The following is a 26,137-nucleotide window of genomic DNA, read 5'->3' as shown; positions in this document are numbered from 1 at the left end:
ATCATGGCCAGTGTCCTGACTGTCATCCTGAACTGGCGCACGCCCGACATGACCATCCGTTCGGCCGAGGCGGCTATCGCGGCGATGACGGGGATCGAGGGCGGCATCGTCATCGTGGACAACGACAGTGGCGACGGGTCCGAGGCGATGTTGCGCGCCGCGGTCGCGGAACGCGGCTGGGACCGGGTGCGGGTGATCCAGTCGGGCCGGAACGGCGGATTCGGCGCGGGCAACAATGTCGGAATTCGTGCCGGACTGGGGGCAGGGGGGCGCCCCGACCATGTCTATCTGCTGAACTCGGACGCCTTTCCCGCCGCCGATGCGATCCGCAACCTGCTGGACCACATGGAGCAGCACCCCAGGACCGGGCTGGCCGGCAGCTTTATCCACGGCACCGACGACGTGCCCCACGTGACCGGCTTCCGCTTTCCCTCGGTCGCCTCGGAATTCGAGGGCGGCGCGCAGACCGGCCCGATCAGCAAGCTGATGCGTCACGCGGTCATCCCGCAGCCCATTCCCAGCCAGACCACGCCGATGGACTGGGTGGCCGGCGCCAGCGTGATGATGCGCCAGGACATGCTGGATGAAATCGGCGCCTTCGACGAGGGATATTTCCTCTATTACGAGGAAACCGATCTCTGCCTGCGCGCGGCGCGGGCGGGCTGGCGGACGGATTACGTTCCTGCCAGCCGGGTGGCGCATATCGGCTCGGTCTCGACGGGCATGAAGGAATGGGCGCGGACGCCGGCTTACTGGTTCGACAGCCGGTGGCGCTATTTCCGCAAGAATCACGGCTTGGGGACGGCGGTGGCCGCGACACTGGCGCAACTCGCAGGACTGACGATCAACCGGCTTCGGGTCGCGTTGGGATCGTCGCGGCGCAGCGGCGGCCCCCATTTCATGCGTGACCTGCTGGCTCACGACATCCGCGCGCTTGCGACCGGTATCCGGCCCGCTGCCATTCATCCCGACGCAGCTTCCGTCACCAAGAGGACGACATGACGCAATCCGCCCTATTCATCGGCAACGAATCCCTGCTGATCCAGTGTGCAGGCCAGTGGCGCGACCGTGGGCACGCCATCGCGGCGATCGTGACGCGAGACGATGCCATTCGCGACTGGGCCGTGGGTCAGGGCATTCGCGTTCTGCCGCAGTCCGACACCCGCCAGCCGGGTGACCTGACCTATGACTGGCTGTTCAGCGTAGCGAATCTGTCGCTGGTGCCCGATGCGCTGCTGAGCCGGGCGTCGAAAGGCGCCATCAACTTCCATGACGGGCCGCTGCCGCGCCGGGCGGGGCTGAACACCCCGGCCTGGGCGATCATGCAGGGCGACAGCCAGCACGGCATTACCTGGCATCTGATCACCGGCGACATCGACGAGGGTGACATCCTCGAACAGCGTCTGTTCGAGATTGCGCCCGACGACACGACCCTGACGCTCAACGCCCGCGCCTTCGAGGCCGCCATCGACAGTTTCGGCGCGGTCATCGGTCAGATCGAAAACGGATTGCAGCGCAAGGAACAGGATCTGTCGAAGCGCGGCTATCACGCCCGTGCCGACCGGCCCGAGGGCGCGGCGCGCTTGAACTTTGCCGGTTCGCGAGAGGCGGCATCAAGGCTGATCCGCGGGCTGGACCACGGTGATTACCCGAACCCGCTGGCTTTGGCGAAATTCGAGACCGAAGGCCGGGTGATCGCGGTGGCGCATGTCGAACCGGCCGAGGCGACCGGCGCGCCGGGCCAGGTGATCGAAGCCTGTGCCGAGGGTGCCACGGTGATGTTTGCCGACGGCGCGCTGCGTCTGACCGGGTTGAGGGCACTGGACGGCGCCGAGTTCGACCCCGCGACCCTGAACGGCAGGCTGCTGGATTCGCCTGGCGATGTGTCGGAGCTGACCGATGCCATGTCTGCCGTTGTTGCTGGTGAAGGATACTGGCGCAAGGCATTGAAATCCTTCCTGGCTGCTTCGGTTCCGCTGGCAAGGGGCGCAAGCGCTGAGGGCGACTGGCGGGCGCTTTCCGTCGATGGTTCGGCGCCCGAACTGCTGGCCGGTGCGGCGATGCTGGCCAGCACGCTGGCAGGCGGCGAGCCGGTCGATCTGGCATTGCATGATCCGGCCGCGCCGCGGGCGCCGGGATATCTGTCGGACTGGGTGCCGCTGCGCGCCCATGCCGATCCTGCCATCACGACGCACGCGCTGCGTGACCAGATGGCGGCGCTGCTGGAACGGGCGCGGCAATATCCGGCCTTCCCGCTGGATCTGCCGCTGCGCGATCCGGCGATCGAGACGCCGCAGCGTCCGCAGATCGGCGTCGCGGCGGCGGGGGACGCGCCGGTCGCGGGCACGGTGATCACGGTTTCACCCGAAAGCGGGCGGCTGCATTACGACGCCTCGCGGATCGACCTGGTCTCGGCGCAGCTTCTGGCGGCCCGCCTGTCGCATCTTGCGGGGGCTGCGGCACAGGATCGGCCACTGGCCGACATGCCGCCCATGCCGGATGCGGAACGCGATCAGGTCGTCAACGGATGGAACCGGACCGAGGCCGATTTCGCCGACATGTGTGTTCACCAGGCCTTCGAGGCGCAGGTGTCGCGGACGCCCGACGCCATCGCGCTGACGGTCGAGGACCGCAGCATGACCTATGCCGAGTTGAACGACCGCGCCAACCGCGCCGCCCATGTGCTGCGCGAGATGGGCGTACGCCCGGGCACGCTTGTCGGTCTTCACACCGGCCGATCCGAGAATCTGCTGGTCGGCACGCTGGCAATCATGAAGGCCGGCGGCGCCTATGTGCCCCTGGACCCCGCCTATCCGGCCGACCGGATCGCGCTTTACATCGAGGACAGCGGCTGCCCCGTCATCGTCACCGAGGCTGCGCTGTCGGATGGCCTGCCGGCGCATGGCGCGCAGTTGCTGGTGCTGGACCGCGACAGCCGGATCGCGGATGCCGCCACCGACAATCCCGACAGCGGCGTGACGACCGGCGACCTCGCTTACCTGATCTATACCTCGGGCTCGACCGGACGGCCAAAGGGCGTGATGCTGGAACATCGCAACGTCGCCAATTTCTTCACCGGCATGGACGACCGCATCCAGCACGATCCGGCGGGTGTCTGGCTGGCCGTGACCTCGCTGTCGTTCGACATCTCGGTGCTGGAACTGTTCTACACGCTGGCGCGCGGTTTCCGCATCGTGCTGATGGGCGATGCCGAACGCGGGCTGGTGTCGGGTGGAACGGCGATCAGCGACAGACCGATGGATTTCAGCCTGTTCTACTGGGGCAATGACGACGGTGTCGGGCGCGAGAAATACCATCTTCTGCTGGAGGGCGCGAAATTCGCGGATCAGCACGGGTTCTGCGCGGTGTGGACGCCGGAACGGCATTTCCACGCCTTCGGCGGCCCTTACCCGAACCCGTCGGTCACCGGCGCGGCGGTCGCGGCGGTGACCAGGAACCTCGAGGTCCGCGCCGGCTCTTGCGTCGCGCCCTTGCACCATCCGATCCGGATCGCCGAGGAATGGGCCGTGATCGACAATTTGACCAATGGCCGCACCGGGCTGGCCATCGCGTCAGGCTGGCATCCCGAGGATTTCGTTCTGCGCCCCGAGAACTCGCCCCCCGCGAACAAACCGGCGATGTACGAGGATATCGAGATCCTGCGAAAGCTGTGGCGCGGCGAGAAGGTCGCCTTTCCGATGGCCGGCGGCAAGATGGTCGATGTCCTGACGCAGCCGCGCCCGGTCTCGGACGAGATCAATATCTGGGTCACGACGGCGGGCAATCCCGCGACGTGGCGCGAGGCCGGCGAACTGGGCGCGCATGTTCTGACGCATCTGCTGGGCCAGACGATCGAAGAGGTCGCCGAGAAGATCAAGATCTATCACAAGGCGCTGCGCGACAGCGGACGCGACCCGTCGCACTATCGCGTCACGCTGATGCTGCACAGCTATCTGGCCGACGATCGCGAAACCGCGCGCGAGGTGGCACGCGGGCCGATGAAATCCTACCTCGCCTCGGCCGCCGCGCTGGTCAAGCAATATGCCTGGGCCTTCCCGGCCTTCAAGAAGCCGCAGGGCATCAGCAACCCGATGGAGATCGATCTCGGCACCCTCAGCGACGAGGAAAACGAAGCGATCCTCGATTTCGCCTTCCACCGCTATTTCGAGGATTCGGGCCTGTTCGGCACGGTCGAGGAAATGCTGCCCCGGGTCGAGCATCTCAAGCAGATCGGGGTGACGGAAATCGCCGCGCTGATCGATTACGGAATCGCGCGTGAGCAGGTCCTTGAGGGGCTGAAGCCGCTGGCTGATCTGCTGGCACGGGCGAACGCGGGCAGCGTCCCCGCGCATGATGATTTCTCGATCGCGGCGCAGATCCGCCGCCATGGCGTGACGCATCTGCAATGCACGCCCTCGATGGCGCGGATGATCGCGATGAACGACGATGCGCGCGCGGCTCTGGCGCGGGTGCGGCATCTGATGATCGGCGGCGAGGCGCTGTCGGGATCGCTGGTCGCCGATCTCAACGCGGCCAGCCCTGCCGGGATCGAGAACATGTATGGCCCGACCGAGACGACCATCTGGTCCACCACCGCCACGGCCGATGCTTCGGAAGCCAACGCCAGCATCGGCACGCCGATCGCGAACACCCGGGTCTATGTTCTGGACGAGGCGCTGCGGCCGGTGCCGGTCGGCCTGCCGGGCGAGTTGTGGATCGGCGGGGCAGGGGTCGCGCGGGGGTATTGGCAACGCGACGATCTGACCGACGAACGCTTCAAGCCGAACCCGTTTCATCAGGGCCGGATGTACCGCACCGGCGATCTGGTGCGCTGGATGGCCGATGGCCGGCTGGAATTCCTGGGCCGCGCCGATCATCAGGTGAAGATGCGCGGCTACCGGATCGAGCTTGGCGAGATCGAGGCCGTGGCCGAGGGCGTGGCCGGTGTCCGCCAGGCCGTGGTCATGGCGCGCGAGGATCGGCCCGGCGACATGCGTCTGGTCGCCTATGTCACCGGCGACAGCTGGCTTTCGACCGAGACGCTGCAACAGCATCTGGCACAGGTCCTGCCTGCGCATATGGTGCCCGCGCATGTCGTCAAGGTGCCGGAATTCCCGCTGACGCCGAACCGCAAGGTCGATCGCAAGGCGCTGCCGGCTCCGGCGGACGCCAGCGCGCCCGCGAGCGAGGAATTCGTGGCGCCCGCTGTCGGGGTGCAGGCCACGATCGCGGAGGTCTGGTCGCGAATCCTGAACCGCCCGCAGATCGGCGCCAGGGACAATTTCTTCGCGATGGGCGGACATTCGTTGCTTGCGGTTCAGGCCCACCGCGAGATCCGGCAGGCGCTTGGTGGCGGGGTCAAGCTGTCGATCACCGACATCTTCCAGTTTCCGACGCTCGAAGGATTGGCGGGGCATCTGGGCGAGGGGGACGCGGCCAACAACGCGTCCGAACCCGCCCAGGCGGCTGCCGGTGCGGACGTCTTGGCCGAGGATCGCGCCGCCGCGCGGGCTGATGCGATGGCGCGACGCCGGGCGCTGCGCGCCGGCCGCGGGCAGGGCTGATCCCTTGAGCGACCTGCAGCGTGAGGTTGCCGGTCTCTTTCCCGACTTTGTCGGGGCTGCGGCCGTGGCCATCGGTGCCGCGCCCGCGCTCTGGCCGGGCGAGGCCGACGCCGTTGCACGCGCTGTCCCGCATCGCCAGCAGGAATTCGCAGCCGGCCGTGCCGCCGCGCGCGCCGCGATGGTGGCTGCGGGGCTGTCGGCGGGCGCGATCCCGGTCGCCGAGGATCGCTCGCCTGTCTGGCCGCAGGGCGTCACCGGCAGCATCACGCATGCCCGGGACGTCGCTCTGGCGGTGGCCGCGCCGCTGACGCTGGTATCGGGTCTGGGTCTGGACGTCGAGCCGGACCTGCCACTGCCCGACGACGTGCTTTCCGATATCTGCGACGATGAGGAATGCAGCTGGATCGCGAGCCAGCGGGAACCGCTGCGATGGGCCCGGCTGATCTTTGTCGCCAAGGAGGCGGCCTTCAAATGCCAGTATCCGGCCAGCCGGACGATCTTCGGCTTCGAGGTGATGCAGGTGCGTGTCGACCCCGACGCCGGCTCGCTGGTGGCGGGGTTCAAGCGCGAGATCGCGCCTTTCGCGAATGGCGCGGTCCTGCACGGACGCTATGTGCGCACGGGTGGGGCGATCATCGCTGGCTTCATTCGCGCCGCCGAGTAGGATGACCGCAGAGCAGGGGGGAAGATGAACAGGCGTATGGGATTGATCGGAGGACTGGCCGCGCTGGGTCTTGCCGGGCTTGGCGCGGTGGGGCTGGCGGTCCGCCGGCGGCGCTCCTCGGGACCCGCGCCGCTTCCGCAGATGCCGGCCGCGGATTTCGCTGCCGCCCACGTGGCTCTGCCGCCGCCGACCGGACCGCTGCGGGTCTATCACCTGGGTCACAGCCTTGTCGGGCGTGACATGCCCGCGATGCTGGCGCAGCTTGCGCCGGAGGGGCACGACCATGCCTCGCAGCTGGGGTGGGGGGCGACGCTGCGGTCGCACTGGATGGGGCCGGACGAAGTACCGGGCTTTGCCCAGGAAAACGCCCACGAGGCCCACCGGCCTGCCCGCCAGGCCATCGAAAGCGGCGATTACGACGCGGTCATCCTGACCGAGATGGTCGAGCTGCGCGACGCCATCCGCTGGCATGGCAGCAGCCTTTATCTGGCGGAATGGGCACGTTTCGCCCGCCTGGCGCGCCCGGATGTCCGGCTGTATCTGTATGAGACATGGCACCATCTCGACGACGAGGCTGGCTGGATCGAGCGGATCGAAAGCGACGCGACAGGCTTGTGGCAGGACGAGCTGATGCGCCGGGCGATGGGCGCCGAGGGTGTAGGCCGGATCTATCGGGTTCCGGGCGGAACCGTGCTGGCGACGGTCGCCCGCGCCGCCGAATCCGGCGCCTTGCCCGGCATCGGCGGACGCGAGGATTTCTTTGCCCGAACCCCCGAGGGCGCGCTGGACACGATCCACCTGGGCGATCTGGGGAACTACGTCATCGCCCTGACCCATTACGCGGTGCTCTATCACCGCAGCCCCGAGGGCCTGCCCGCGCAGCTCAACCGCGCCGATGGCAATGCCGCCCAGGCTTTCGCGCCTGAGGCTGCGGACAGGGTGCAGCAGCTGGTCTGGCAGGTGGTGACCGCCGACCCGCTGACAGGCGTGTCGCGATGATCGGTTTCACCATCCTGACCGAGATCCTGGTCATCGGCACCGGGCTTTTCGGCGCGGAACTGCCGCAGATGCTGGAGGCCGCAGGCCGGATGAACAACGCCGAGACGGTGGTCGAGAGCCGTACCGCGCCGGAAGGGCCGCTGGACTATCATTGGCTGAACGCAGCGGCCGGGCCGGGCGTGGACCCGCGCGCCGCGCTGGCCTCGGGACGGGTGGATCAGGTGCTGATGTCCGAGGCGCTGCCGCTTGTCAGGACATTGCAGGACCATGATAGCGTCGAGTATGGCCGCCGCTTCATGGAACTGGCAACGCGCGCCAATCCGCAGGCCGAATGCTATCTCTACGAAAGCTGGCCGCCGCTTCCGCGCGGCGAGCGCGGCGCCTGGCGCGAAGAGGTGACCGCGGCCGCCCCCCTCTGGCAGGCCGTCGTGGATGCGATCAACAGACAGGCCCGCGGGGGGGGGCCGGATAGCCCGCCGATGCGGCTTGTCCCGCTGGCCCGGGGCCTGCTGGCCCTGGACGACGCCATCACGGCGGGCGACGTGCCCGGCCTGACCGATCTGCGCGAGATATTTCTTGACGATCGCGTGCTGAACAATCGCGGGACCTATTTCGCCGTGATGCTGCTGCATGCCGCACTGAGCGAAAGCGATCCGATGGGCCTGCCGGTCTGGCTGGGACGCAACCGGCCGGCGACCCTGGAGGACGCCGTCACGGCGCCGATGGCCGAGGCGATGCAGCGCATCGCCTGGGCCTTCACCCGGTCGTCGGAACGCGGTGCCGGATTCAGCCGGGCGATCCTGCGCAAGGCCGAATTGCTTGTCGACAGCACGATTTCGCCGGACGACGGTTTCGTGGCCTGGGGCGACCCCAGCGATTCCCATCTCGGCGGTATCCAGCGCCGGGGCGTGGCATTCAACCTGACCGGGGTCAACGACTGGTCCCCAGAGCAGCCGTTCCTGGACGTGTTCAAGACAGCGCGTCCCTGGATCGGTCACCTGCCCGGACAATGGGGCGGCTTCGACGCGCCGAAGCTGCGCGAGGCCGGCTATCTGGACGTTTCGGGCTGGCCGCTTCGGATGCCGGCCGAGGTCACCCATCTCAGCACGCTGATCCTCACCGGCCTGGACAAGGACATGATCTCGGCGGCGGGACGCTATGTTCTGCGTTACCGGGGCACCGGCCGGATCGAACTCGGGGGACGGGCACGCAATATCAGCCACGACGAGGGCCGGATCGCCTTCGATTACCGGCCGGGCGCGGGCAGCGTCACGATCCATCTGCGCCGGATCGACGCCGATGATCCCATCCGGGACATCACGGTCGTGCGGCAGGACCGGCTGGCACTGGCCGATGCGGGGCAGATCTTCAATCCCGACTTTCTGGCGCGCTTGCGCGGCGCCGAGGTCCTGCGCTTCATGGACTGGATGCGGACCAACAATTCCAGCCTCGCAGAAAAATCCGACCTGCCCACGATGCGCGACTATGTCTGGAGCACGGAACGCGGCGTTCCGCCCGAGGTGATGGTCGCGCTGGCCAATGAGCTGGACGTGGATCCATGGTTCACCTTGCCGCATCTGGCCGATGACGATCTGGTTCGCAGCTATGCAAGGCGGGTCCGCGACAATCTTGAATCGGGCCGGCGCGCCTGGATCGAATATTCCAACGAAATGTGGAACCTGGCTTTCGACCAGCGCCAATGGGCGGATCGGCAGGCGCTGGCGCTGTGGGGGGCGGAGGGGGCCGGTATCCAGTACGGCGCCCACCGTGCCGCGCAGGTCGCCGATATCTGGGCCGAGGAATTCGCGCCGTCGGCCAATGGCAGGCTGGTGCGCGTCATCGGCACCTTCACCGGCTGGCCGGGGGCCGAGGACGAGATGCTCGAGGCGCCGGCGTGGAAGGCTGCTGATCCGGATGGCTGGAGTCCCTTGGCCGAGCATTTCGACGCCTATGCCATCACCGGCTATTTTTCCGCGAATCTGGAAGATCCCGAACGGCTGGCGCGACTGCGGCGAGCCCTGCAGGACAGCCGCGCCGAGGCCGAGAGGCGGGCGGCAGACCAGGGGCTCGCGGGGGAGGCGCGTGACGGCTTTGTCCATGACCACCGCTTCGACTCGGCGATCGAGAAGGCCCTGATCGAGCTGCGCGATGGCGGCCTGAGCGGATCTCGCGAAGGCAGTGTGGAATGGGTGGTGGACAGGTTGTTCAGCCATCATCGGCGCGCCGCCGCCCGCTTCGGTCTGGAGATGGTCATGTATGAGGGCGGCAGCCACGTCGTCGCCTCGGGTGCCGCGGCGAATGACGAGGAGCTGACCGACTTCCTGATCGCGCTGAATTATGCGCCCGGAATGGGGGACCTGTACCGCCGGCTGCTTGAAGGCTGGCGTCGCTACAGCGATCAGCCGTTCAACTTCTACACCGCGATCGGCGGTCCCAGCCAATATGGCAGCTGGGGGGTGCTGCGCCATCTCGACGACGTCAATCCGCGATGGGACGTTGTCGCGGGGCCCGAGGAATGAGCGACAATCCGGCACTGAGCGTGATCCTGCCCGCCAGCAACGAAGAAGCCTATCTGGGCGACTGCCTGACCGCTCTGCTGGCCGGCGATCCGGTGCCAGGCGGGGCCGAGGTCATCATCGTCGCGAATGGCTGCCGGGACAGCACCGCCGACGTGGCGCGCGGCCATGCCGATCAGGCGCTGGCGGCAGGTTGGGCGTTGCGGGTGATCGAACGGGCCGAGGGGGGCAAGACAGGCGCGCTGAATGCGGGCGACGCTGCCGCACGCGGCAAGCTGCGTGCCTATCTGGACGCCGACGTGATCGTCAGCCCGCCGCTGATGGCCGACCTGACGCGCGCGCTGATGGCACGGGACGGACCCGGCTATGCCAGCGGGACCGCGATCATCCCGACGCCGGGCAGCCGCATCACCCGGGCCTATGCCCGGCTCTGGCAACGGCTGCCTTTCGCGCAAGGCGATGCGCCGGGTTACGGGCTGTTCGCCGTCAATGCCGCCGGGCGGGCGCGCTGGGGGGAATTTCCCGACATCATCTCGGACGACACCTTCGTGCGGCTGCAATTTTCCCCGGACGAGCGGATCGGCCTTGCCGCCACCTATCGCTGGCCGATGGTCGAGGGCTGGTCGCGACTGGTGCGTGTCCGCCGACGTCAGGATGCCGGCGTCACGCAGATCGCCCAACGCTGGCCCGAGATCCTGGAAAACGAGGGCAAGGCCAGGCTTGGGGCAGGTGGCGCGGCGCGTCTGGCGTTGCGCGATCCGGTGGGTTTCGCCGTCTACGCCTCGGTGTCGGTTGCTGTCCGGATCGGGCGGCACGGGGCGGCCGACTGGACGCGCGGGCGGTGAGATTGTCTCTAATGGCAGGCAAGCCCCGCTTTCGCGGCAGCATGGAATGCGCTAGGCCGGACGTGCCGCCTGTCGCGGCCTTGGTGTGAGGCGAGGTCTGTCTTGCGTATCGGTTATCTGTTGAACACCTACCCCCAACCCAGCGTGACCTTTGTGCGGCGCGAGATCCGGGCGTTGGAACGGCGCGGGATCGAGGTGCACCGTTTCGCAATGCGCAGCGATCGCGCCGGCCTGGTGGACCCCGCCGACATCGAGGAATATGATCGGACCGAGCTTGTCCTGAAGGCTGGCGGAGCGCGTCTGCTTGCGGATGCCGTGTGGCTGGCCGCCTCGAGGCCGGCGCGGTTCGGTCGGGCCCTGGGGTCTGCGTGGCGGATGGGCGGGCGGTCCGCGCAGGGCAGGTTGCGGCACATGATCTATCTGATCGAGGCGGCCCATGTCGCGCGCCGGGCCGAGTCGCTGGGGCTGGAACATCTGCACGCGCATTTCGGAACGAATTCGACCACCGTTGCCTGCCTCGTCAGCGATCTGGGCGGGCCCGGCTTCAGCTTCACGGTTCACGGCCCCGAGGAGTTTGACAGCCCGCAGGGGCTGAGCCTTGGCGACAAGGTGGCGGCGTCAAGCTTTGCGGTGGCAATCTCGTCTCATGGTCGCAGCCAGCTATGCCGGTGGGCGGGTTACGACGACTGGCCGCGCATCCACGTGGTCCATTGCGGCATCGAGCCCGGCCGCTTTCCCAAGCCCGGCCCGATGCCGCCCGGCCCGCCTGACGGGCCGCTGCGGCTGGTCAACATCGGCAGGTTCGCGGAACAGAAGGGTCAGCTGCTTTTGCCCGAGGCGCTGGCGATCGCGCGCGGGCAGGGTGCACAGGTCCATCTGACACTGGTCGGTGACGGCCCGATGCGTTCCCGGATCGAGGCCGCGATCGCCGCACATGGTGTCGAAGACGCCGTGACGCTGACGGGATGGCTTGACGAGGCCGGAGTGCGTCGCGTGCTGGCCGAGAGCCACGCCCTGATCCTGCCCAGCTTTGCCGAGGGTCTGCCGATGGTGGTCATGGAAGCGATGGCCGCCGGTCGTGCCGTGATCGCGACCCATATCGCCGGCAATCCCGAACTGGTCCTGCCGGGCGAAACCGGCTGGCTGGTGCCGGCGGGCGATGCCGGCGCGCTGGCCGACGGGATCGCTCTGGCCGCCGCGTGCTCTGCCGACGGGCTGGCGGATATGGGCCGGGCCGGGCGGGCACGTGTCCTGCAACGCCACGACATTGACCGCGAGGCCGGAAAACTGGCCCGCCTGATCGAGAAAGCCATCCGCCGATGAGACGAGTCATGACCTATCTGTCGGGCACCAGCATCACCCAGAGGGTGTTGCGCGGCTCGGCCATATCCGGCATGGGCTACTTCTTCGCCCAGGGGCTGCGGCTTGCCAGCAACCTGATCCTGACCCGGCTGCTGTTTCCGGATGCGTTTGGCCTGATGGCGCTGGTGACGATGTTCGTGCTGGGCGTCGTGATGGTGACCGATGTCGGGCTGACGCCGTCGATCATGCAAAGCAAGCGCGGCGACGATCCGAAATTCCTCAACACCGCCTGGTCGGTGAAGATGATGCTGCACAGCTTCTATTTCGTGGTGATCTGCCTGCTGGCATGGCCTGCCGCGCAGTTCTATGACGCGCCGATGCTGGTCCAGCTTATGCCGGCCGTCGCCGCCAGCCTGCTGATCGGCGGCCTGGTGTCGCCCAATATCGAACATGCACAGCGCCACATCCGGTTGGGGACCGTGACCAAGATCGAACTGGCCACGCAGGCCGCTTCGGTCGTCGCGATGATCGCCTTTGCGCTGTTGACGCGATCAGTCTGGGCGCTGGTCTTCGGCCAGTTCGCCGGCACCGGCGTCAAGGTCCTGTTGACCCGATACTACTTCAAAGGGCCGGCGACGCGCTTTGAATGGGACCGCGACGCGGTGCGGGAACTGATCCATTTCGGCAAGTGGATCACGCTCAGCTCGGCTTGCGGTTTCGTGCTGTCGCAGGGCGACAAGGCGGTGCTGGGCAAGTATCTCAGCCTCGAACAGCTGGGCGTCTACAATATCGGCTTCTTCCTTGCCTCCTTCCCGATGGCGCTGGCCGAGAACATCACCGGACGCACCATCATCCCGGTCTATCGCGACAGTCCGCCCCATGAATCGCCGCAGAACTTCGCCACGGTGCGCCGGATGCGAATGGGCCTTACGGGCATTGTGCTGTCGATGATCGCGGTGATGGCGGTGGGCGGTCCGTGGATCATCGATCTGCTCTATGACTTCCGCTATCAGGGCGCGGGTCCGATCGTGTCGCTGATCGCCTGCGCGCAGGTCCCGGTCGTGCTGGGCATGACCTATCCGCAGGCGGCCCTGGCGGCGGGCGATTCACGGTCTCCGTCACTGCTGAACATGCTGCGCGCCGGCGTGCAGATCGGCGCATTCCTGATCGGGGCCGAGCTGGGCGGGCTGACCGGTGCGATTGTCGGGCAGATGCTGGCCGGCTGGTTCCTGCATGTGTTCATCATCCGGCTGGCGATCAAGCACCGGGCCTGGGACCCGCTGCATGATGCGCTGTTTGCGGTCATGGGGCTGGCGATCACCTTTGTCGGGATGTCGCACATGCTGACGGCCAGCTGAGTCGGGCTTCGACAAGCCGATCCTGGCGCTTACCCCTTGGGAAGATAGGGGATGCCGCCCGCCAGGTCGGTATCGTCGATCACGTGGAAATTGCTTACGCTGCCCTTCTTTCGTCCTTCGGCGAAGGGCGCGTATTCCGGGTCATTGGCGAAGGCCGTGACCGCCTCGCGCGTCGGAAACTCGATCAGCGCGATCAGGGTGCTGCCAAGCGGCGCGCCTTCGATGGTCTGGATATTGCCGCTGCGCGAAAGGTAGCGACCGCCATGCTTGGCCGCGATCTCGTGGACCTTGGCGGCGTAGCCCGGCACCCAGGCGTCATCCGTCACCGTGACATCCGCAATCAGATAAACAGGCATCGCGCATTCTCTCCTTTCGCATCGACCTCAGATCGAACCAGCCTAGGGCCAGGACGGCGTTCGGCCAAGTCAGTTCTTGGGGGAATTTTCAGCCCAGGAATCGCACCAGCCCCAGCGTGATGAAGGGAAACGCCACCAGCGCGGCGATGCGGACGATATCGCTGACGAGAAACGGCAGCACGCCCCGGAAGCTTTCGATCATCGGCACGTCCTTCGCCATGCCGTTGATGACGAAGACATTCATGCCCACCGGCGGGGTGATCAGCCCGACCTCGACCACCACCACGGCCAGGATGCCGAACCAGATCAGCGTCTCTTCGCGCGGCATGCCGAAATCCAGCCCGCCGATGATCGGATAGAAGATCGGGATCGTCAGCAGCAGCATCGACATCGAATCCATCACGCAGCCCAGAAGCAGATACAGCAGCAGCATCGCCAGCAGCACCAGCATCGGTGCCAATCCCGAATTCCGGATCGCGTCGGCCAGCAGCATCGGCGTCCGGGTCTGAGCGAGGAAGGCGTTGAAGCTTTCCGCACCCAGCAGGATCAGAAAGATCATCGCCGATGTCGTCGCCGTCCCGCGCAGGCAGTCGGCGATCCCCGACAGCCGCATCCCGCCATGCAGCACCGCCAGGATCCCGGTGCCGAAGGCGCCGACAGCGGCCGCCTCGGTGGGCGTGAACCAGCCGCGATACATGCCTACGATGACCAGCGCAAAGATCAGGATCAGCGTCCAGGTCTCGCGCAACGCGCCCAGCCTTTCTGACCAGGTAGCCCGGGGGCCGGCGGGTCCGTCCTCGGGGTTGCGGCGCACGAAGATCGCGACCGCGGCCATGTAGCCCAGTGCGGCCAGGACGCCCGGCACCAGGGCTGCAACGAACATTCTGGCGATGCTTTGTTCGGCCATCAGCGCGTAAAGCACAAGAATGACCGATGGCGGGATCAGGATGCCAAGCGTGCCCCCTGCCGCCAGGGACCCGGTGGCCAGCGCACCGCTGTAGTTGTAGCGCCTCATTTCGGGCAGGGCGACCTGGCCCATCGTGGCGGCGGTGGCCAGTGACGATCCGCAAATCGCGCCGAACGCGGCGCAGCCGCCGATCGAGGCCATTGCCAGCCCGCCCTTGCGATGGCCGAGAAACGCGGCGGCGGTGCGATACAGCGCCCGGCTCATCCCGGCCCTGGTGGCGAATTCGCCCATCAGCACGAACAGCGGAATAACCGACAGCGAATAGGTCGAGAACTGGTAATAGGTCGAGGTCTTGAGGAACGCCAGAAGCGGCGCGGTTCCCGTCCACAGGCCATACCCCCCGATGCCCACGGCCAGCATCGCGACCCCGATGGGAATGCGGATGGCCATCAGCGACAAGAGCACCGCGAACCCGGTGAGCCCGGCGGCGATCCCGCTCATGCCCTCGCCATCCGCAGATGGCCGGCCAGCGTGGCCCCCGTGGTCACGACAAGCAGGGCCATGGCCGGAAGGATGAGCAGAAAGCTCCACCAGACCGGGATTCGCAGCACCATGGATTGTTCGCCATACTGGCGCATCTCCATCCCGCCCTGGACCATCCGCCACAGAAGCAGGGCCGCGATCAGCAGATAGATCAGGTCTCCCAGGGCCTCGAGCAGGTGGTTGCTGCGCGGCCGAGCCGTCTGCGTGAAGAAATCCACCAGCACATTGCCGCCCGTCGACTGGCACCAGGGCAGGAAGCAGAAGATCGCGATGGCGGTGCCGATCTCGACCAGCTCGAAATCGCCCGGGATCGGGGCGCCAAGCAGGCTGCGCCTGGCGACGCTGGTGACGGTCATCAACATCATCGCCAGCAACACCATGCCGCCGATGCCGGCAAAGATGCGACAGAGGGCGGTCAGCCATCCGGGCAGCGGGACCGGATGGGCATGTTCGGTCGGCTGTTCGACCATGCCGCCCTCCTTGCCGTCAGTTGCCTTGCGCCTTGGCCAGCAGGGCGCGTGCCTCGTCCAGCATCGCCTGTCCGTCGTGGCCCGCGTCGTTCATGGACGCCACCCAGCTGTCGATGACCGGCTGGCTGGCCTCTTTCCACTCGGCCAGCCCGCTCTGAGCAATGACGATGATCTCGTTGCCGGCATCAATGGCTTTCTGCCGCTCTTCGCTTTCGGCCTTGTCGAGGACTTCACCCGCGATGGCGGCCAGCGCGGCGCCGGAATTGTCGTCGATCACCTTCTGCAGATCGTCGGGCAGAGCGTCGTATTTCGCCCGGTTCATGAGCAGCGCCATCACCGAGGTGGCCAGGCCGCCGTTTTCGCTGCCGAATTCCGTATGCTGCCGGGTCACGCCTTCGATCCGCAGCGAGCCGAACACCTCCCACGGAAGGACGGCTCCGTCGATGACCCCGGTGGTCAGGGCCTGCGCGACCTCTGGCACCGGCATGCCCAGGGCGGTCGCGCCAAGCGCGTTCAGCCCGTCCGTCATGGTGCGCGACGGCGCCCGGATCTTCAGCCCGCCGAGGTCGGCCATGCTGGCGATCGGCTTGCCCTTGGTGTGGAACTTGTAGGCAGCCGGGGCGTGCAGAACCAGCGGATGAACGTCCTTCAACTCGTCGCCGAGGTATTTCCGCTGGTAATCCTGAATGGCCATGGTCGTTTCGGTGGCCGTGCCAGACAGGAAGGGCAACTCGAAAACCTCGGAGACCGGAAAGCGACCCGGCGTATAGCCCAGCAGCGTCCAGGCGATGTCCACGACGCCATCCCGGGCCTGATCGAACAGCTGCGGCGGCTTGCCGCCCAGTTGCATGGATGGATAAAGCTGGACGTCGATCCGGCCATCCGACTGCTCCTCGACGGCCTTTTCCCAGGGTTCGAACAAGCCCGTGTGAACCGGAGCGTCCGCAGACAGGAAATGGTGCAGGCGCAGCGTGACCTCCTGCGCGACGGACGCGCCGGTCAATGCCGCAAACGCGGCCCCTGCCAGCAGGAATGTCTTGATCATGCGTTCCTCCCTTGGTGTGGATCGTGGCGCGCGATTGTCTCGGCGTCGCCGGCATGGGTCCCGGGCGCCAGGATGCGCGCCCAGTCATGGTCCGGTTGCGGGCGTGTCAGCGCGCCGGCAAGCGTTCCGGTTTCGCTGGCCGCGACAAGGGTTTGCGGATCGGGGCGCATCGCTTCTGCCGTCCGCGCGATGGCGGTCGCCGCGTCGGCGGGAATGATGCCCAGCCTGCCCTGGGCATGAGCCAGCGCGGCCTCGGCCCGCAGCATCGCGGCCAGCAGGGCCGGCGCGTCCATGGCGTCCCCCAGCTCGGCGTCGCCGAAGGGGCCATCGGTCAGCATCATGAAGGACGCAGTCCCAGGATCTGCCGCGCCTGCCGGCAGTCCGCGACCGGACGGTCGTATCGCGCGCAGATATTGACGGTGCGGGCGACCAGCGCAGCGTTCGAGGGTGCCAGCCGGTCCCTGTCCAGCCGGATATTGTCCTCCAGTCCGGTGCGGGCGTGCCCGCCCTCGGCGATCGCCCATTCGTTCACGACGATCTGGTTCGGGCCGACCCCCGCCGCGCACCATGCGACATCCTCGCCAAACAGCCGCTTCACCGTGCGAATGTAGAAATCGAACACCTCGCGGTCGACCGGCATGGCGTTCTTCACCCCCATCACGAACTGCACATAGGGGATGTCCTTGATTCGCCCGTCGTTCCACATCTTCGCGGCCTGGAAGATATGCGACAGGTCGAAGGCCTCGATCTCGGGCTTGACGTCGTGGGCGATCATCTCGGAGGCCAGCCAGTCCACCAGATCGGGCGGATTTTCATAGACCCGCGTCGGGAAGTTGTTCGAGCCCACCGACAGGCTGGCCATGTCGGGCCGAAGCGGCAGCATCCCGCCCCGGGCGGCGCCGGCGCCCGAACGTCCCCCGGTCGAAAGCTGGATGATCATGCCGGGGCAGTGCTTCTCGATGCCCTCCTTGAGGGCGGCAAAGCGGTCGGGATCGCTGGTCGGCTTGCCCTCGTCGTCGCGGACATGGCAATGCGCGATGGCCGCGCCCGCCTCGAACGCCTCATGGGTCGATTCGATCTGTTCGGGGACCGTCACGGGCAGGGCAGGGTTGTCGTGCTTGGTCGGGACCGATCCGGTGATCGCGACGCAGATGATGCAGGGTTTTGTCATGGCTTGCCTCAGATATCGAAGATTACGGTTTCGTCGTCGCCGTGCAGGCGGATGTCGAAACGACAGACGGGGGCGCCGTCGCGGTCCTGTCGTTTCGCGATCAGCGTGGCGCGGCGGCGTTCCCATTCGATCCGGTTGATGACCGGATCGGCGGCGTTCGCGCTGGCCTCATCGTCGAAATGGATCCGCGTGTTCAGACCGACCTTGATGCCCCGGGCCACGATCCACACGTCCAGATGCGGCGCCATCAGGCGGCCGTGACGGCCTGGCACGGGACCTGGCGCGACGGTGTCGAAGCCCCATTCGCCGGTTTCGAAATCGCTGATGTCGCGGCACCGGCCGCGAATGCCCTCTTCGACCTCGCCGGCGCCGTCGGGATGGGCATAGCGGTCCCGGGCGCTGGCCGGCCACATCGCGATCAGCACATCCTTGACGGGACTTCCCATGCCGTCGATCATCAGCCCCTCGATCCTGATGCGCTGTCCCATGGTGTTCGGCCCGGCGATGTCATGGCCAGGTTCCTGGCGACAGATATCAAACCCTGCGGCCCCTGGCGACAGCCCGATAGGGACATATGGGCCGGCCGTTTGCGAGGCGGATTCGCGCAGATAGGTCAGCCTCTGTGGCATGGTCAGTTCCCCTCCAGCCGGTTTTCGAACATCGTCGAGCGGCGACCCCTTCAGGACAATGTCGAACTTATAGGCGATGGAATCCAGCGGGATCATCGCGTTCAGGTTCAGGCGCGCGATCAGCGTTCAAGAACGACCGCGTCGATGCCCCGCTTGTGCAGCAATCGCCCCAGCCACAGCCCGAAGGGCCGCCGCGGACGATCGCGACCTGTGTGAAGACATCCCTTGTCTCGCGATCAGGATCACAGAGGGAAAAAGCAAAATGAGCGACTCGGCAGGATACTTGCCCGGTCGGGAACGCATGGACGGCGCATCCTGATCGGACAGGTGCAGGCCCTGACCGAGATCGTGCCCGTAGTGCGCGTTCTTTCATGGCTATGCGCTGACCAGACTCTCTGGGCTGGAACAGGGCCGGGCCGGGATCGACGATGCGGCCCGCGAAGGCGCCATGCCGCTGCGGATCGGAGCCTTGCCCTCTGTTGCGGCGCGGCTGATGCCCGAACTCGTCAAACAGATCGCACGGCTTGCGCCCGAATCGCGATTGCCGATCGCGAATGGCGTGGCGTTGCCACCGCAGCGGCTGGAGACCGTGTCGGGTGCCTTCGGTCGCGCCCACACACGGGCCCATACACGGGAAAGCGATGTGGTGCGGTTCATCTCGGCAGGGGTGGTCGCGCGCGATGGCCGAGGGGCAGCTGGTGCGGCCGCCGATCGGCACCGGGCTGACCGAGGGGCCGGTTGGCCTGATGAGCCGTGCCGCTGGCGGAAAAAGCCCGCCGCTGCGGATGCTCGTGCAAACTGTCCGTCGCGCGGTCGTCTTGCTGAAGCTGGACTAGCCGGGTTCGACCAGTTGCCTCTTGTTGCGGGCGTGGCGTTCGGCCAGCCGGCGACCCTCGCGCCCGTTCAGCAGCCGCCGCGCCCCGACCGGACGAAAACCCGGGTCGGCCAGCTGCGGGAAAAGCGTCAGGATCTCGCGGCGCGCCTGAGGGCCGACGGCCTCCATCGCCTGGGTCCCGGTGAACAGGCTCTCGCTCCATGCGCCGTTGGACAGCACGATCTCGTGCCCGTCGAACAGCATGTGCCAATAGGTGACGCCCTGCTGGGGGCTGATCGCCTCGATCCCCGGCAGGCCGACCAGATGCTTGGCGGCCACGAGGATCTCATTCTCGTCGAACATGCGCTGCGCGATGGTCGATCGCACCAGCACGCGATGCTGCGGCGACACGATCAGATTGCGTGCCGGAACGCCCGGAGCCAGCGCGTGGGCGCAGATGCGGATCGGGCGCAGGTTGGGCTGCAGATCCAGCTGCGCGGGCGAGAGATAGGTCGAGCCGATCCACGACAGCCAGCGCATGCCGTTGTCGCGCGTGCGGATCAGGTCGCCGACCGTCAGGCTTTCGATCGCGCGCGGCCCGAACATCGTCTCGATCATCGTGCCCGACACGAAACAGGGAACGGTGCTTTGCGGCGGATACGCCTGACCCTCCGAACTCTTTGTGACGTTCTCGATTTCCTTGAAGCGATAGCTGGCTGAAAGGTCGAACGTCGGATACACGGTCTCGCCATTGACGACCTTGGGCTGCGGAAAGATCAGAACCGACTGGTAGCTTCCGTAGGTCGGAGGCGTGGTTCCGGTGCTGAAGCCGTAAGGAAACATCACCACGAACGTGTTGGACGGGTCGTTGATGTCCACCAATGTCGAACCGAACCAGTTTTCCAGCTTCGTTCCCGCCGGCAGCGTCTGCGCCTCCGCGCCATATCCGAAGGTCGTGGCGTTCGTTAGGGTTTGCTGGGTTTCGTTCGGGGTATAGTAGCCGCTGTTGAAGTTCTCGTCGTCGTCGGTGATCGAGATGCTGGTCAGCACCGGATCCTGAAACGTGATCGGATTGTAACTGTTGGACCACGGCGCGAATTTGGTGGTTGCCCCGGTCCCTCGCGGGATCGCCTGACTGACCGTCAGCATCGTGATCTGATAGTCCATGGTTGCCCGTCGCCTCGAAGCAGGTCCTGTGGAAAATCCCCGGTTGGCCCGGATTGTTCAGGGTCGGGCGCGTGGATCGCGCTCCCTTTCAGCCTGAGTATCGAGGGAAGGTTAACGAACGGTTAACGCACGAAAGGATTTAATCAGATTTTAATAAATCGCGTATAAGTTGTCCGTTCAGATGCCGCCATCGGTGTTGACCGCACCGCCCGTGCCGCGCTCGCGATAGGGGGTGCTGCCGTAAAGCGCCCGATAGCATTTCGAGAAATGCGACGGGCTGGAAAAGCCCGAGGCCAGAGCCACCTCGATGATCGACATTTCGGTCTGCATCAGCAGGTTGCGCGCCCGCGACAGGCGCGTCTCCATGTAATAGCGTTTCGGGCTGCGGTTCAGATAGCGCCGGAAAAGCCGCTCCAGCTGTCGCGTGGACATCCCGGCATCGGCGGCAAGCTGCGCCGGGCTGATCGGGTCCTCAAGATTCGCCTCCATCCGCGCGATCACCGCGGCAAGGCGCGGATGGCGGACACCGATGCGGGTGGGAATCGACAGTCGCTGGCGGTCCTGGTCGGTGCGGATGGTGGTATGCAGCATCTGGTCGGCGACCTCGGCCGTCAGGGCGTCGCCATGCGTTTCCGCGATCATATGCAGGATCAGGTCGATCGAAGAGGTGCCGCCGGCAGCGGTCAGCCGGTTGCCGTCATGCACGAAGACCGACCGGAACAGATCGACATTGGGGAAGGCCTCGGCGAAGCCGTCGTGGTTTTCCCAGTGGATCGTCGCCTTGCGGCCGTCCAGCAGCCCGGCCTCGGCCAGGACCCAGGCGCCGGTGCAGACCGCGCCCATCGCGGCACCGGCGCGCGCTTGCTTGCGCAGCCAGGTCAGGACAGGCTTGCTGGCCTCGCGCGCGATCTGGGTGCCGCCGCAGACGATCACCACATCGTCGCGCCCGACCGGCAGGTGGCCGTCCAGCCCAGAATCCACCAACACGCGCGTGCCGTTGGAACAGGTTGCCACATCGCCTGTCGGACCGACCAGGCGCCATTCGAACAACTGCTTGTCAGCGGCGCGATTGGCCAGACGAAGCGGCTCGATGGCTGCTGCAAAGGGCGTCAGGGTGAAGCGGTTGACCAGCAGGAAGGTAAAGCGTCGCGGCTTGTTCGATGACATCATGCTGCCTCAACACGATTGGGACTGGCACCTCTCATCAGGGAACAGGGCCACCCGCAAGAGAAGAAAATCAGCATGCAACCTAGGTCGGATCATTTTTTCCCGCTTCATGCGCCTTTCGCTGACCGTGCCGAAAGTCTATACCTGCGCGACAGTTTTTCCAAGGAGTGCGTACCATGACGCAGCAGGATACCCGCAAGAACGCCGCCCCAAGCTGGGACAAGGCTGGCTGGCGCGCCTATCCGCGCGTCCAGATGCCCGATTACACCGATCAGGCCGCGCTGCAGGCGGTCGAGGCACAATTGCGCCGTTACCCGCCGCTGGTCTTTGCAGGCGAGGCGCGGCGGCTGCGCGAACAGCTGGCCGATGTCGCCGCCGGCCGCAGTTTCCTTCTGCAGGGCGGCGATTGCGCCGAAAGTTTCGGCGAGTTCAGCGCCGACAATATCCGCGACACGTTCAAGCTGCTGCTTCAGATGGCGGTCGTGCTGACATGGGGCGCGCAACTGCCTGTCGTGAAGGTCGGACGGATGGCGGGCCAGTTCGCCAAGCCGCGCAGCGCGCCGACCGAAACCGTCGATGGCGTGGAACTGCCCAGCTATCGCGGCGACATCGTCAACGGGTTCGATTTCACGCCCGAGGCGCGAATCCCCGACCCGAACCGGATGCTGGCGGCCTACACCCAGGCGGCGGCGTCGCTGAACCTGCTGCGCGCCTTCTCGACCGGCGGTTTCGCCGACATGCACCGCGTTCAAAGCTGGATCGCCGATTTCGTGGGCGGACCAGAGGCCGCCAAGTATCGCGACATCGCCGACCGCATCCGCGACGCGATGGCCTTCATGCAGGCGGCGGGCGTCAATTCCGACACCGCTCATCAACTGGGCAAGGTCGATTTCTACACCAGTCACGAGGCGCTGCTGCTGGAATACGAAGAGGCGCTGGCCCGCACGGATTCGACCACCGGCCTGCCGGTCGCCGGTTCGGGCCACATGATCTGGATCGGCGACCGCACGCGCCAACCAGACGGCGCGCATGTCGAGTTCTGCCGCGGGGTGCAGAACCCGATCGGGCTGAAATGCGGCCCGACGACGACGGCGGACGACCTCAAGCTGCTGCTGGACAAGCTGAACCCGGCGAACGAGGCCGGCCGGCTGACGCTGATCGCGCGTTTCGGTGCCGGCAAGGTGGGCGACCACCTGCCGCGGCTGGTCCGGACCGTCCAGGAACACGGCGCGAATGTCGTCTGGTCCTGCGATCCGATGCACGGGAACGTCATCAAATCGTCGACCGGCTACAAGACGCGGCCTTTCGATTCGATCCTGCGCGAGGTCCGAGAGTTCTTTGCGATCCACAATGCCGAAGGCACGATCCCCGGCGGTGTCCATTTCGAGATGACCGGAAAGGACGTGACCGAGTGCACCGGCGGTGTTCGCGCCGTCACCGACGAGGATTTGTCTGATCGCTACCACACGGCCTGCGATCCGCGCCTGAATGCCAGCCAGTCGCTGGAACTGGCGTTCCTGGTGGCCGAGGAACTGCGTGCGCGGCGCGAGGCCGCCGCGCCGGCGCGGGGTGCCAAGGCGGTTTGACGGCATCGGGCGGGCGCAAGGGTTCGCGCCGCCCTCGCCCGTCCCCAGGAAGGAAATCGCGCCACCAGACCTGGTGGCACCGATCTGCAGGCTGTGGCGTGATGCCGGATATCGAAGGAACGGGGCATGCGTGAACGGAAAAAGCGCGTCATCAGCCTGTCGGTCAGCGACAGTTACCGCGAAAGCGGACGATTCCCGGATTGCTTGCAGTTCCTGGAAGAGCGCGGATACGAATGCCAGGATATCCAGTTGAAATGGGCGCATCCGGCCAAGCGCCTGCTGCAAATCGCACGTCTCGCACCGCGCTTGTGGGGCGCCGATCTGGTCGTCAACACCGAGTATTTCAGCACGGCCCTCGTCTCCGCCGGCTTGCGATTGACGGGATCACGCGCCCGGCACGTCGTGCTGGGCCTGAACATTTCGGGCAACAGGACGTTGTCCACACGCTCGAAACCGCTGAATCGCGCGATCAACTGGCTGTTTTTCGGTCGCGTCGATATGGCCGTGGTGGCATCCAAGCCCGAGGCTGACATCTTCAGCCGCATCCATGACATTCCGCGTGACCGATTTGCGTTCGTGCACTGGGCCTATGATCTGCCGCAGGATCCGGGCCATTTCAGCCGACCCGAGCGGCCCTATTTCTGTCTGATCGGTCGCAACAATCGCGATCAGCGGACCTTCTGTGCGGCGCTGGAGGGTCTGGAGGCCGAGGGCGTCATCATCTCGCATTCGCCACCCGACTTCACGCTGCCGGCCAATGTCCGCAACCATGTCGAGATCCCCTTCGCGGACTGCATCGACTGCATTCGCGGTTCGGTTGCCAATGTGATCCTGGTCCGGGATGCGGATCGCGGTGCAGGCCATATCACCCTTGTCACGGCCATGCATTGCGCGCGTCCGCAGATCATCTCGCGGGTCGAGACGGCGCTGGACTATTTTGTGCCGGACGAACATGCTCTTGCCGTTCCCCTAGCTGATGTTCCTGCGGTCCGCGAAGCGATGCAGCGATTGCTTGACGATCCGGCCCTTGCGGACCGGATGGGCAAGGCTGCCGCCGAATACGCCGCGCAGTGGCTGACCCATGCGCGCAGGACGGCAGTGCTTCAGGATCGGATTCGCATCTGGCATGATACGGGTCGCGTCGAATGGAATGAGGCCTCAGCCGCAACAGCTGGCTGATCATCGGGCAAGGTCCTGCGTCACTTCCAGCGCCGATGGACCCAGAACCACTGCTCCATATGGCGCCGGACAAGCGCCTCGAGGTCGTCGTTCAGCGCCTGCATCATCTCGGCGGGATTGGTGTGGGCCACGGGGCGCCCGACATGGACGCGAAAGCTCAGCCCGTCCGGTTGGCGGATGGCGTGGATCGGCAGGATCAGTGCGTCATAGCGGATGGCCAGTTCCGCCGGGGTCAGCACGGTCCTGCTGGGCAGGCCGAAGAAGTGCAATTCCGGCGCGTGACGATCATGCTGGTCAAAGCCAAGCGCAAGCCATCCGCCGGCTTTCAGGAATCGCAGCATCGCCGTCAGCCCGGTCCGCCCGCGCGGAAAAAGCGGCTCGGCGATGGCGGTGATGGCCGGGATGTAGTGGCGATTGAACGCATCGTTGTTCATCGGCCGATACAGCGCGCCCAGAGGCCAGCCTTGCGCCGAGAGTGCTGCCCGCATCGCGTCGTAATTGCCGAAATGCGCGCAGGCGACGATCACCGGCCGCCGCGCGGCATGGGCTGCCTTCAGATCCGCAAGACCCGGACCCTCCAGCGGATCGGCGGCGCGAATGCGGCTGGTGAATTCCTCGCCGGAATAGATCTCGGCGAGGGCCCGGCCGGCATTCTCCGGAACGGCGCGCGTCAGCGCCTCGACCTCGTCGCGGGACAGTTCCGGACAGGCGAGGGCCAGATTGTCGCGAATTCGCCGCCGCCAGCCCGCGATCGGGCCGAGGATCCGCGCGAAGATCCAGCCCATGAGGGCGATCCTGCGCGGATAGGGCAACCGCCGCGCCAGCGCCATCACCGCCACGAAGGCACCGTTCGCAAGCCGCTCGGTCAAACTGGGCGCGCCGTCGTCACTCATCCGCCATACCGTGCCGCGCGGGCCTCTCGCGACCAGACATAAAGCCCGGCTCCGACGATAATCAGCGCGCCCGTGATGGTCCAGAGATCAGGCAACTGCCCGAAGAACATCCAGCCCCACATCCCGGCCCAGACCAGGCCGGTATAGCCGAACGGCGCCAGGACGCCGGCCTCGGCGATGGCGAAGGCGCGGATCAGCAGGGTCTGGCTGATCGTGCCGAACAGACCCAGCGCGACAAAGGCCCACAGATCGCCCGGATCGATTGGCTGCCAGAAGAACGGGACGACCGCCGAGGTCAGCACAGCGCCCGTGATCGCCGACCACAGCACCGAGGTGGCGGTCGAATCGTCGCGAACCACCCGGGTCAGCAGCGCACCCGCAGCATAGGTGAACGCGCCGATCAGCGGCAGCAATGCGGCGGGCTGGAACACCCCCATGCCGGGGCGGATGATGATCAGCGCGCCAACCAGCGCGGCCGCGATCCCCAGCACCCGGCGCATCCCGATCCGTTCGCCCAGGAACAGCGCCGCGCCAAGCGTGATCAGCACCGGATTGGTGTCCATGATCGCTGTCGCCTCGGCAAGCCCGATGAACTGAAGCGATGTGAAGAACAGCCCCACCGAGGCCAGCTGCGTCAAGGCGCGCGCGAATTGCATGCCCGGCCGCCGGCTGCGCGCCAGGGTCGGCACGCGGTCACGGAAGATCAGCGCAAGCACGGCCAGGTTCACCATGAACCGTGCCCAGACGATCTGGGCGGCGTTGTAATCCTGTGTCAGATGTTTGGCTGTCGCGTCCATCAAGGTGAAACACAGCACCGCCGCGCAGATCAGCGCGATCCCGGTGGCCTGATCGTTGCCGGGATGGCGCAGCCCGGCGCGTTCCAGCCCCATCAGCGCAAAGGCGCGCGACAGGGCCCGCATCAGCGCCGCACGACGGAAACGGCCGGACAATCATCCGGCCGC

Annotated in this window: 22 protein-coding genes and 1 pseudogene; 11 read left to right on the top strand and 12 right to left on the bottom strand. The window is 66.4% G+C overall.

Features of this window, described 5'->3' with window-relative positions; translation table 11 throughout:
* The first annotated feature begins 3 nt into the window (after nt 1-3).
* The 8 genes from L1965_RS00950 (at nt 4) to L1965_RS00915 (ending at nt 13,248) form a co-directional block, all read left to right on the top strand.
* On the top strand, nt 4-1,002 hold the full coding sequence (locus tag L1965_RS00950; protein ID WP_235754537.1) for a glycosyltransferase family 2 protein: 999 nt from the start codon (nt 4-6) through the stop codon (nt 1,000-1,002).
* Nucleotides 999-5,564 (top strand): MupA/Atu3671 family FMN-dependent luciferase-like monooxygenase, encoded by a 4,566-nt coding sequence (locus L1965_RS00945; RefSeq protein WP_235754536.1) that lies wholly within the window; start codon nt 999-1,001, stop codon nt 5,562-5,564. The genes L1965_RS00950 and L1965_RS00945 overlap by 4 nt, the downstream gene beginning before the upstream one ends.
* A gap of 4 nt (nt 5,565-5,568) precedes the next feature.
* Nucleotides 5,569-6,228, top strand: a complete 660-nt coding sequence (locus tag L1965_RS00940) for a 4'-phosphopantetheinyl transferase family protein (RefSeq protein WP_235754535.1) — start codon at nt 5,569-5,571, stop codon at nt 6,226-6,228.
* Between the two features lie 24 nt (nt 6,229-6,252).
* On the top strand, nt 6,253-7,227 hold the full coding sequence (locus tag L1965_RS00935) for a hypothetical protein (RefSeq protein WP_235754534.1): 975 nt from the start codon (nt 6,253-6,255) through the stop codon (nt 7,225-7,227).
* Nucleotides 7,224-9,746 carry a hypothetical protein gene (locus L1965_RS00930; protein ID WP_235754533.1) on the top strand — a complete coding sequence of 841 codons (2,523 nt, stop codon included), beginning with the start codon at nt 7,224-7,226 and terminating at the stop codon, nt 9,744-9,746. The genes L1965_RS00935 and L1965_RS00930 overlap by 4 nt, the downstream gene beginning before the upstream one ends.
* Nucleotides 9,743-10,588, top strand: coding sequence for a glycosyltransferase family 2 protein (locus L1965_RS00925; protein ID WP_235754532.1), 846 nt, complete (start codon nt 9,743-9,745; stop codon nt 10,586-10,588). Before L1965_RS00930 ends, L1965_RS00925 begins: the two co-directional genes overlap by 4 nt.
* Before the next feature lie 102 nt (nt 10,589-10,690).
* Complete coding sequence (locus L1965_RS00920) at nt 10,691-11,911, top strand: glycosyltransferase family 4 protein (RefSeq protein WP_235754531.1); 1,221 nt, start codon at nt 10,691-10,693, stop codon at nt 11,909-11,911.
* Between the two features lie 8 nt (nt 11,912-11,919).
* Nucleotides 11,920-13,248, top strand: a complete 1,329-nt coding sequence (locus L1965_RS00915) for an oligosaccharide flippase family protein (RefSeq protein WP_235754530.1) — start codon at nt 11,920-11,922, stop codon at nt 13,246-13,248.
* 29 nt (nt 13,249-13,277) lie between these two features.
* Here L1965_RS00915 and L1965_RS00910 read toward each other — a convergent pair whose 3' ends face one another.
* The 8 genes and pseudogenes from L1965_RS00910 to L1965_RS00875 all read right to left on the bottom strand — a co-directional run.
* The gene (locus L1965_RS00910; RefSeq protein ID WP_235754529.1) at nt 13,278-13,604 is read right to left on the bottom strand and encodes a DUF1330 domain-containing protein; all 327 of its coding nucleotides are present in this window, start codon (nt 13,602-13,604) and stop codon (nt 13,278-13,280) included.
* Nucleotides 13,605-13,692: 88 nt separating this feature from the next.
* Nucleotides 13,693-15,012, bottom strand: coding sequence for a TRAP transporter large permease (locus L1965_RS00905; RefSeq protein ID WP_235754528.1), 1,320 nt, complete (start codon nt 15,010-15,012; stop codon nt 13,693-13,695).
* A complete protein-coding gene (locus L1965_RS00900) occupies nt 15,009-15,524 on the bottom strand; it encodes a TRAP transporter small permease (protein ID WP_235754527.1) in 516 nt (171 codons plus the stop codon). Before L1965_RS00900 ends, L1965_RS00905 begins: the two co-directional genes overlap by 4 nt.
* Before the next feature lie 16 nt (nt 15,525-15,540).
* Nucleotides 15,541-16,569: a TRAP transporter substrate-binding protein gene (locus L1965_RS00895; RefSeq protein ID WP_235754526.1), complete on the bottom strand. Its 1,029-nt coding sequence runs from the start codon at nt 16,567-16,569 to the stop codon at nt 15,541-15,543.
* A complete protein-coding gene (locus L1965_RS00890) occupies nt 16,566-16,910 on the bottom strand; it encodes a hypothetical protein (protein ID WP_235754525.1) in 345 nt (114 codons plus the stop codon). The genes L1965_RS00895 and L1965_RS00890 overlap by 4 nt, the downstream gene beginning before the upstream one ends.
* The gene (locus L1965_RS00885) at nt 16,907-17,740 is read right to left on the bottom strand and encodes a 3-oxoadipate:acetyl-CoA acetyltransferase (protein ID WP_235754524.1); all 834 of its coding nucleotides are present in this window, start codon (nt 17,738-17,740) and stop codon (nt 16,907-16,909) included. The genes L1965_RS00890 and L1965_RS00885 overlap by 4 nt, the downstream gene beginning before the upstream one ends.
* An 8-nt stretch (nt 17,741-17,748) precedes the next feature.
* Nucleotides 17,749-18,369 carry a protocatechuate 3,4-dioxygenase subunit alpha gene (pcaG, locus tag L1965_RS00880; RefSeq protein ID WP_235754523.1) on the bottom strand — a complete coding sequence of 207 codons (621 nt, stop codon included), beginning with the start codon at nt 18,367-18,369 and terminating at the stop codon, nt 17,749-17,751.
* A 2-nt stretch (nt 18,370-18,371) separates the two neighbouring features.
* Nucleotides 18,372-18,492: pseudogene (locus tag L1965_RS00875) on the bottom strand (protocatechuate 3,4-dioxygenase subunit beta); the annotation flags it as partial.
* 557 nt (nt 18,493-19,049) lie between these two features.
* Here L1965_RS00875 and L1965_RS00870 point away from each other — a divergent pair.
* Nucleotides 19,050-19,205, top strand: coding sequence for a hypothetical protein (locus tag L1965_RS00870; RefSeq protein ID WP_235754522.1), 156 nt, complete (start codon nt 19,050-19,052; stop codon nt 19,203-19,205).
* Here L1965_RS00870 and L1965_RS00865 read toward each other — a convergent pair.
* Together L1965_RS00865 and L1965_RS00860 are read right to left on the bottom strand one after the other, a co-directional pair.
* Complete coding sequence (locus tag L1965_RS00865; protein WP_235754521.1) at nt 19,202-20,350, bottom strand: Hint domain-containing protein; 1,149 nt, start codon at nt 20,348-20,350, stop codon at nt 19,202-19,204. The two genes, L1965_RS00870 and L1965_RS00865, sit on opposite strands and share 4 nt — an antisense overlap.
* A gap of 177 nt (nt 20,351-20,527) precedes the next feature.
* Nucleotides 20,528-21,520 (bottom strand): GlxA family transcriptional regulator, encoded by a 993-nt coding sequence (locus L1965_RS00860; RefSeq protein ID WP_235754520.1) that lies wholly within the window; start codon nt 21,518-21,520, stop codon nt 20,528-20,530.
* A 173-nt stretch (nt 21,521-21,693) separates the two neighbouring features.
* On the opposite strand from L1965_RS00860, the gene L1965_RS00855 reads away from it, so the two are divergent.
* Both L1965_RS00855 and L1965_RS00850 read left to right on the top strand, forming a co-directional pair.
* Complete coding sequence (locus tag L1965_RS00855; protein WP_235754519.1) at nt 21,694-23,103, top strand: class II 3-deoxy-7-phosphoheptulonate synthase; 1,410 nt, start codon at nt 21,694-21,696, stop codon at nt 23,101-23,103.
* A 126-nt stretch (nt 23,104-23,229) separates the two neighbouring features.
* Nucleotides 23,230-24,282 (top strand): glycosyltransferase family protein, encoded by a 1,053-nt coding sequence (locus L1965_RS00850; RefSeq protein ID WP_235754518.1) that lies wholly within the window; start codon nt 23,230-23,232, stop codon nt 24,280-24,282.
* Between the two features lie 20 nt (nt 24,283-24,302).
* Here the strand turns inward: L1965_RS00850 and L1965_RS00845 are convergent, their stop codons facing one another.
* The gene (locus L1965_RS00845; protein WP_235754517.1) at nt 24,303-25,175 is read right to left on the bottom strand and encodes a lysophospholipid acyltransferase family protein; all 873 of its coding nucleotides are present in this window, start codon (nt 25,173-25,175) and stop codon (nt 24,303-24,305) included.
* Nucleotides 25,172-26,125, bottom strand: coding sequence for a DMT family transporter (locus L1965_RS00840; RefSeq protein ID WP_235754516.1), 954 nt, complete (start codon nt 26,123-26,125; stop codon nt 25,172-25,174). Before L1965_RS00840 ends, L1965_RS00845 begins: the two co-directional genes overlap by 4 nt.
* Between the last annotated feature and the right edge of the window lie 12 nt (nt 26,126-26,137).

The sequence above is a fragment of the Paracoccus salsus genome, assembly GCF_021556615.1.
GTDB classification, from domain to species: domain Bacteria; phylum Pseudomonadota; class Alphaproteobacteria; order Rhodobacterales; family Rhodobacteraceae; genus Paracoccus; species Paracoccus salsus.
Note: the sequence above shows the minus strand (reverse complement) of the source record. Positions and strands in the feature narration are given on the sequence as shown.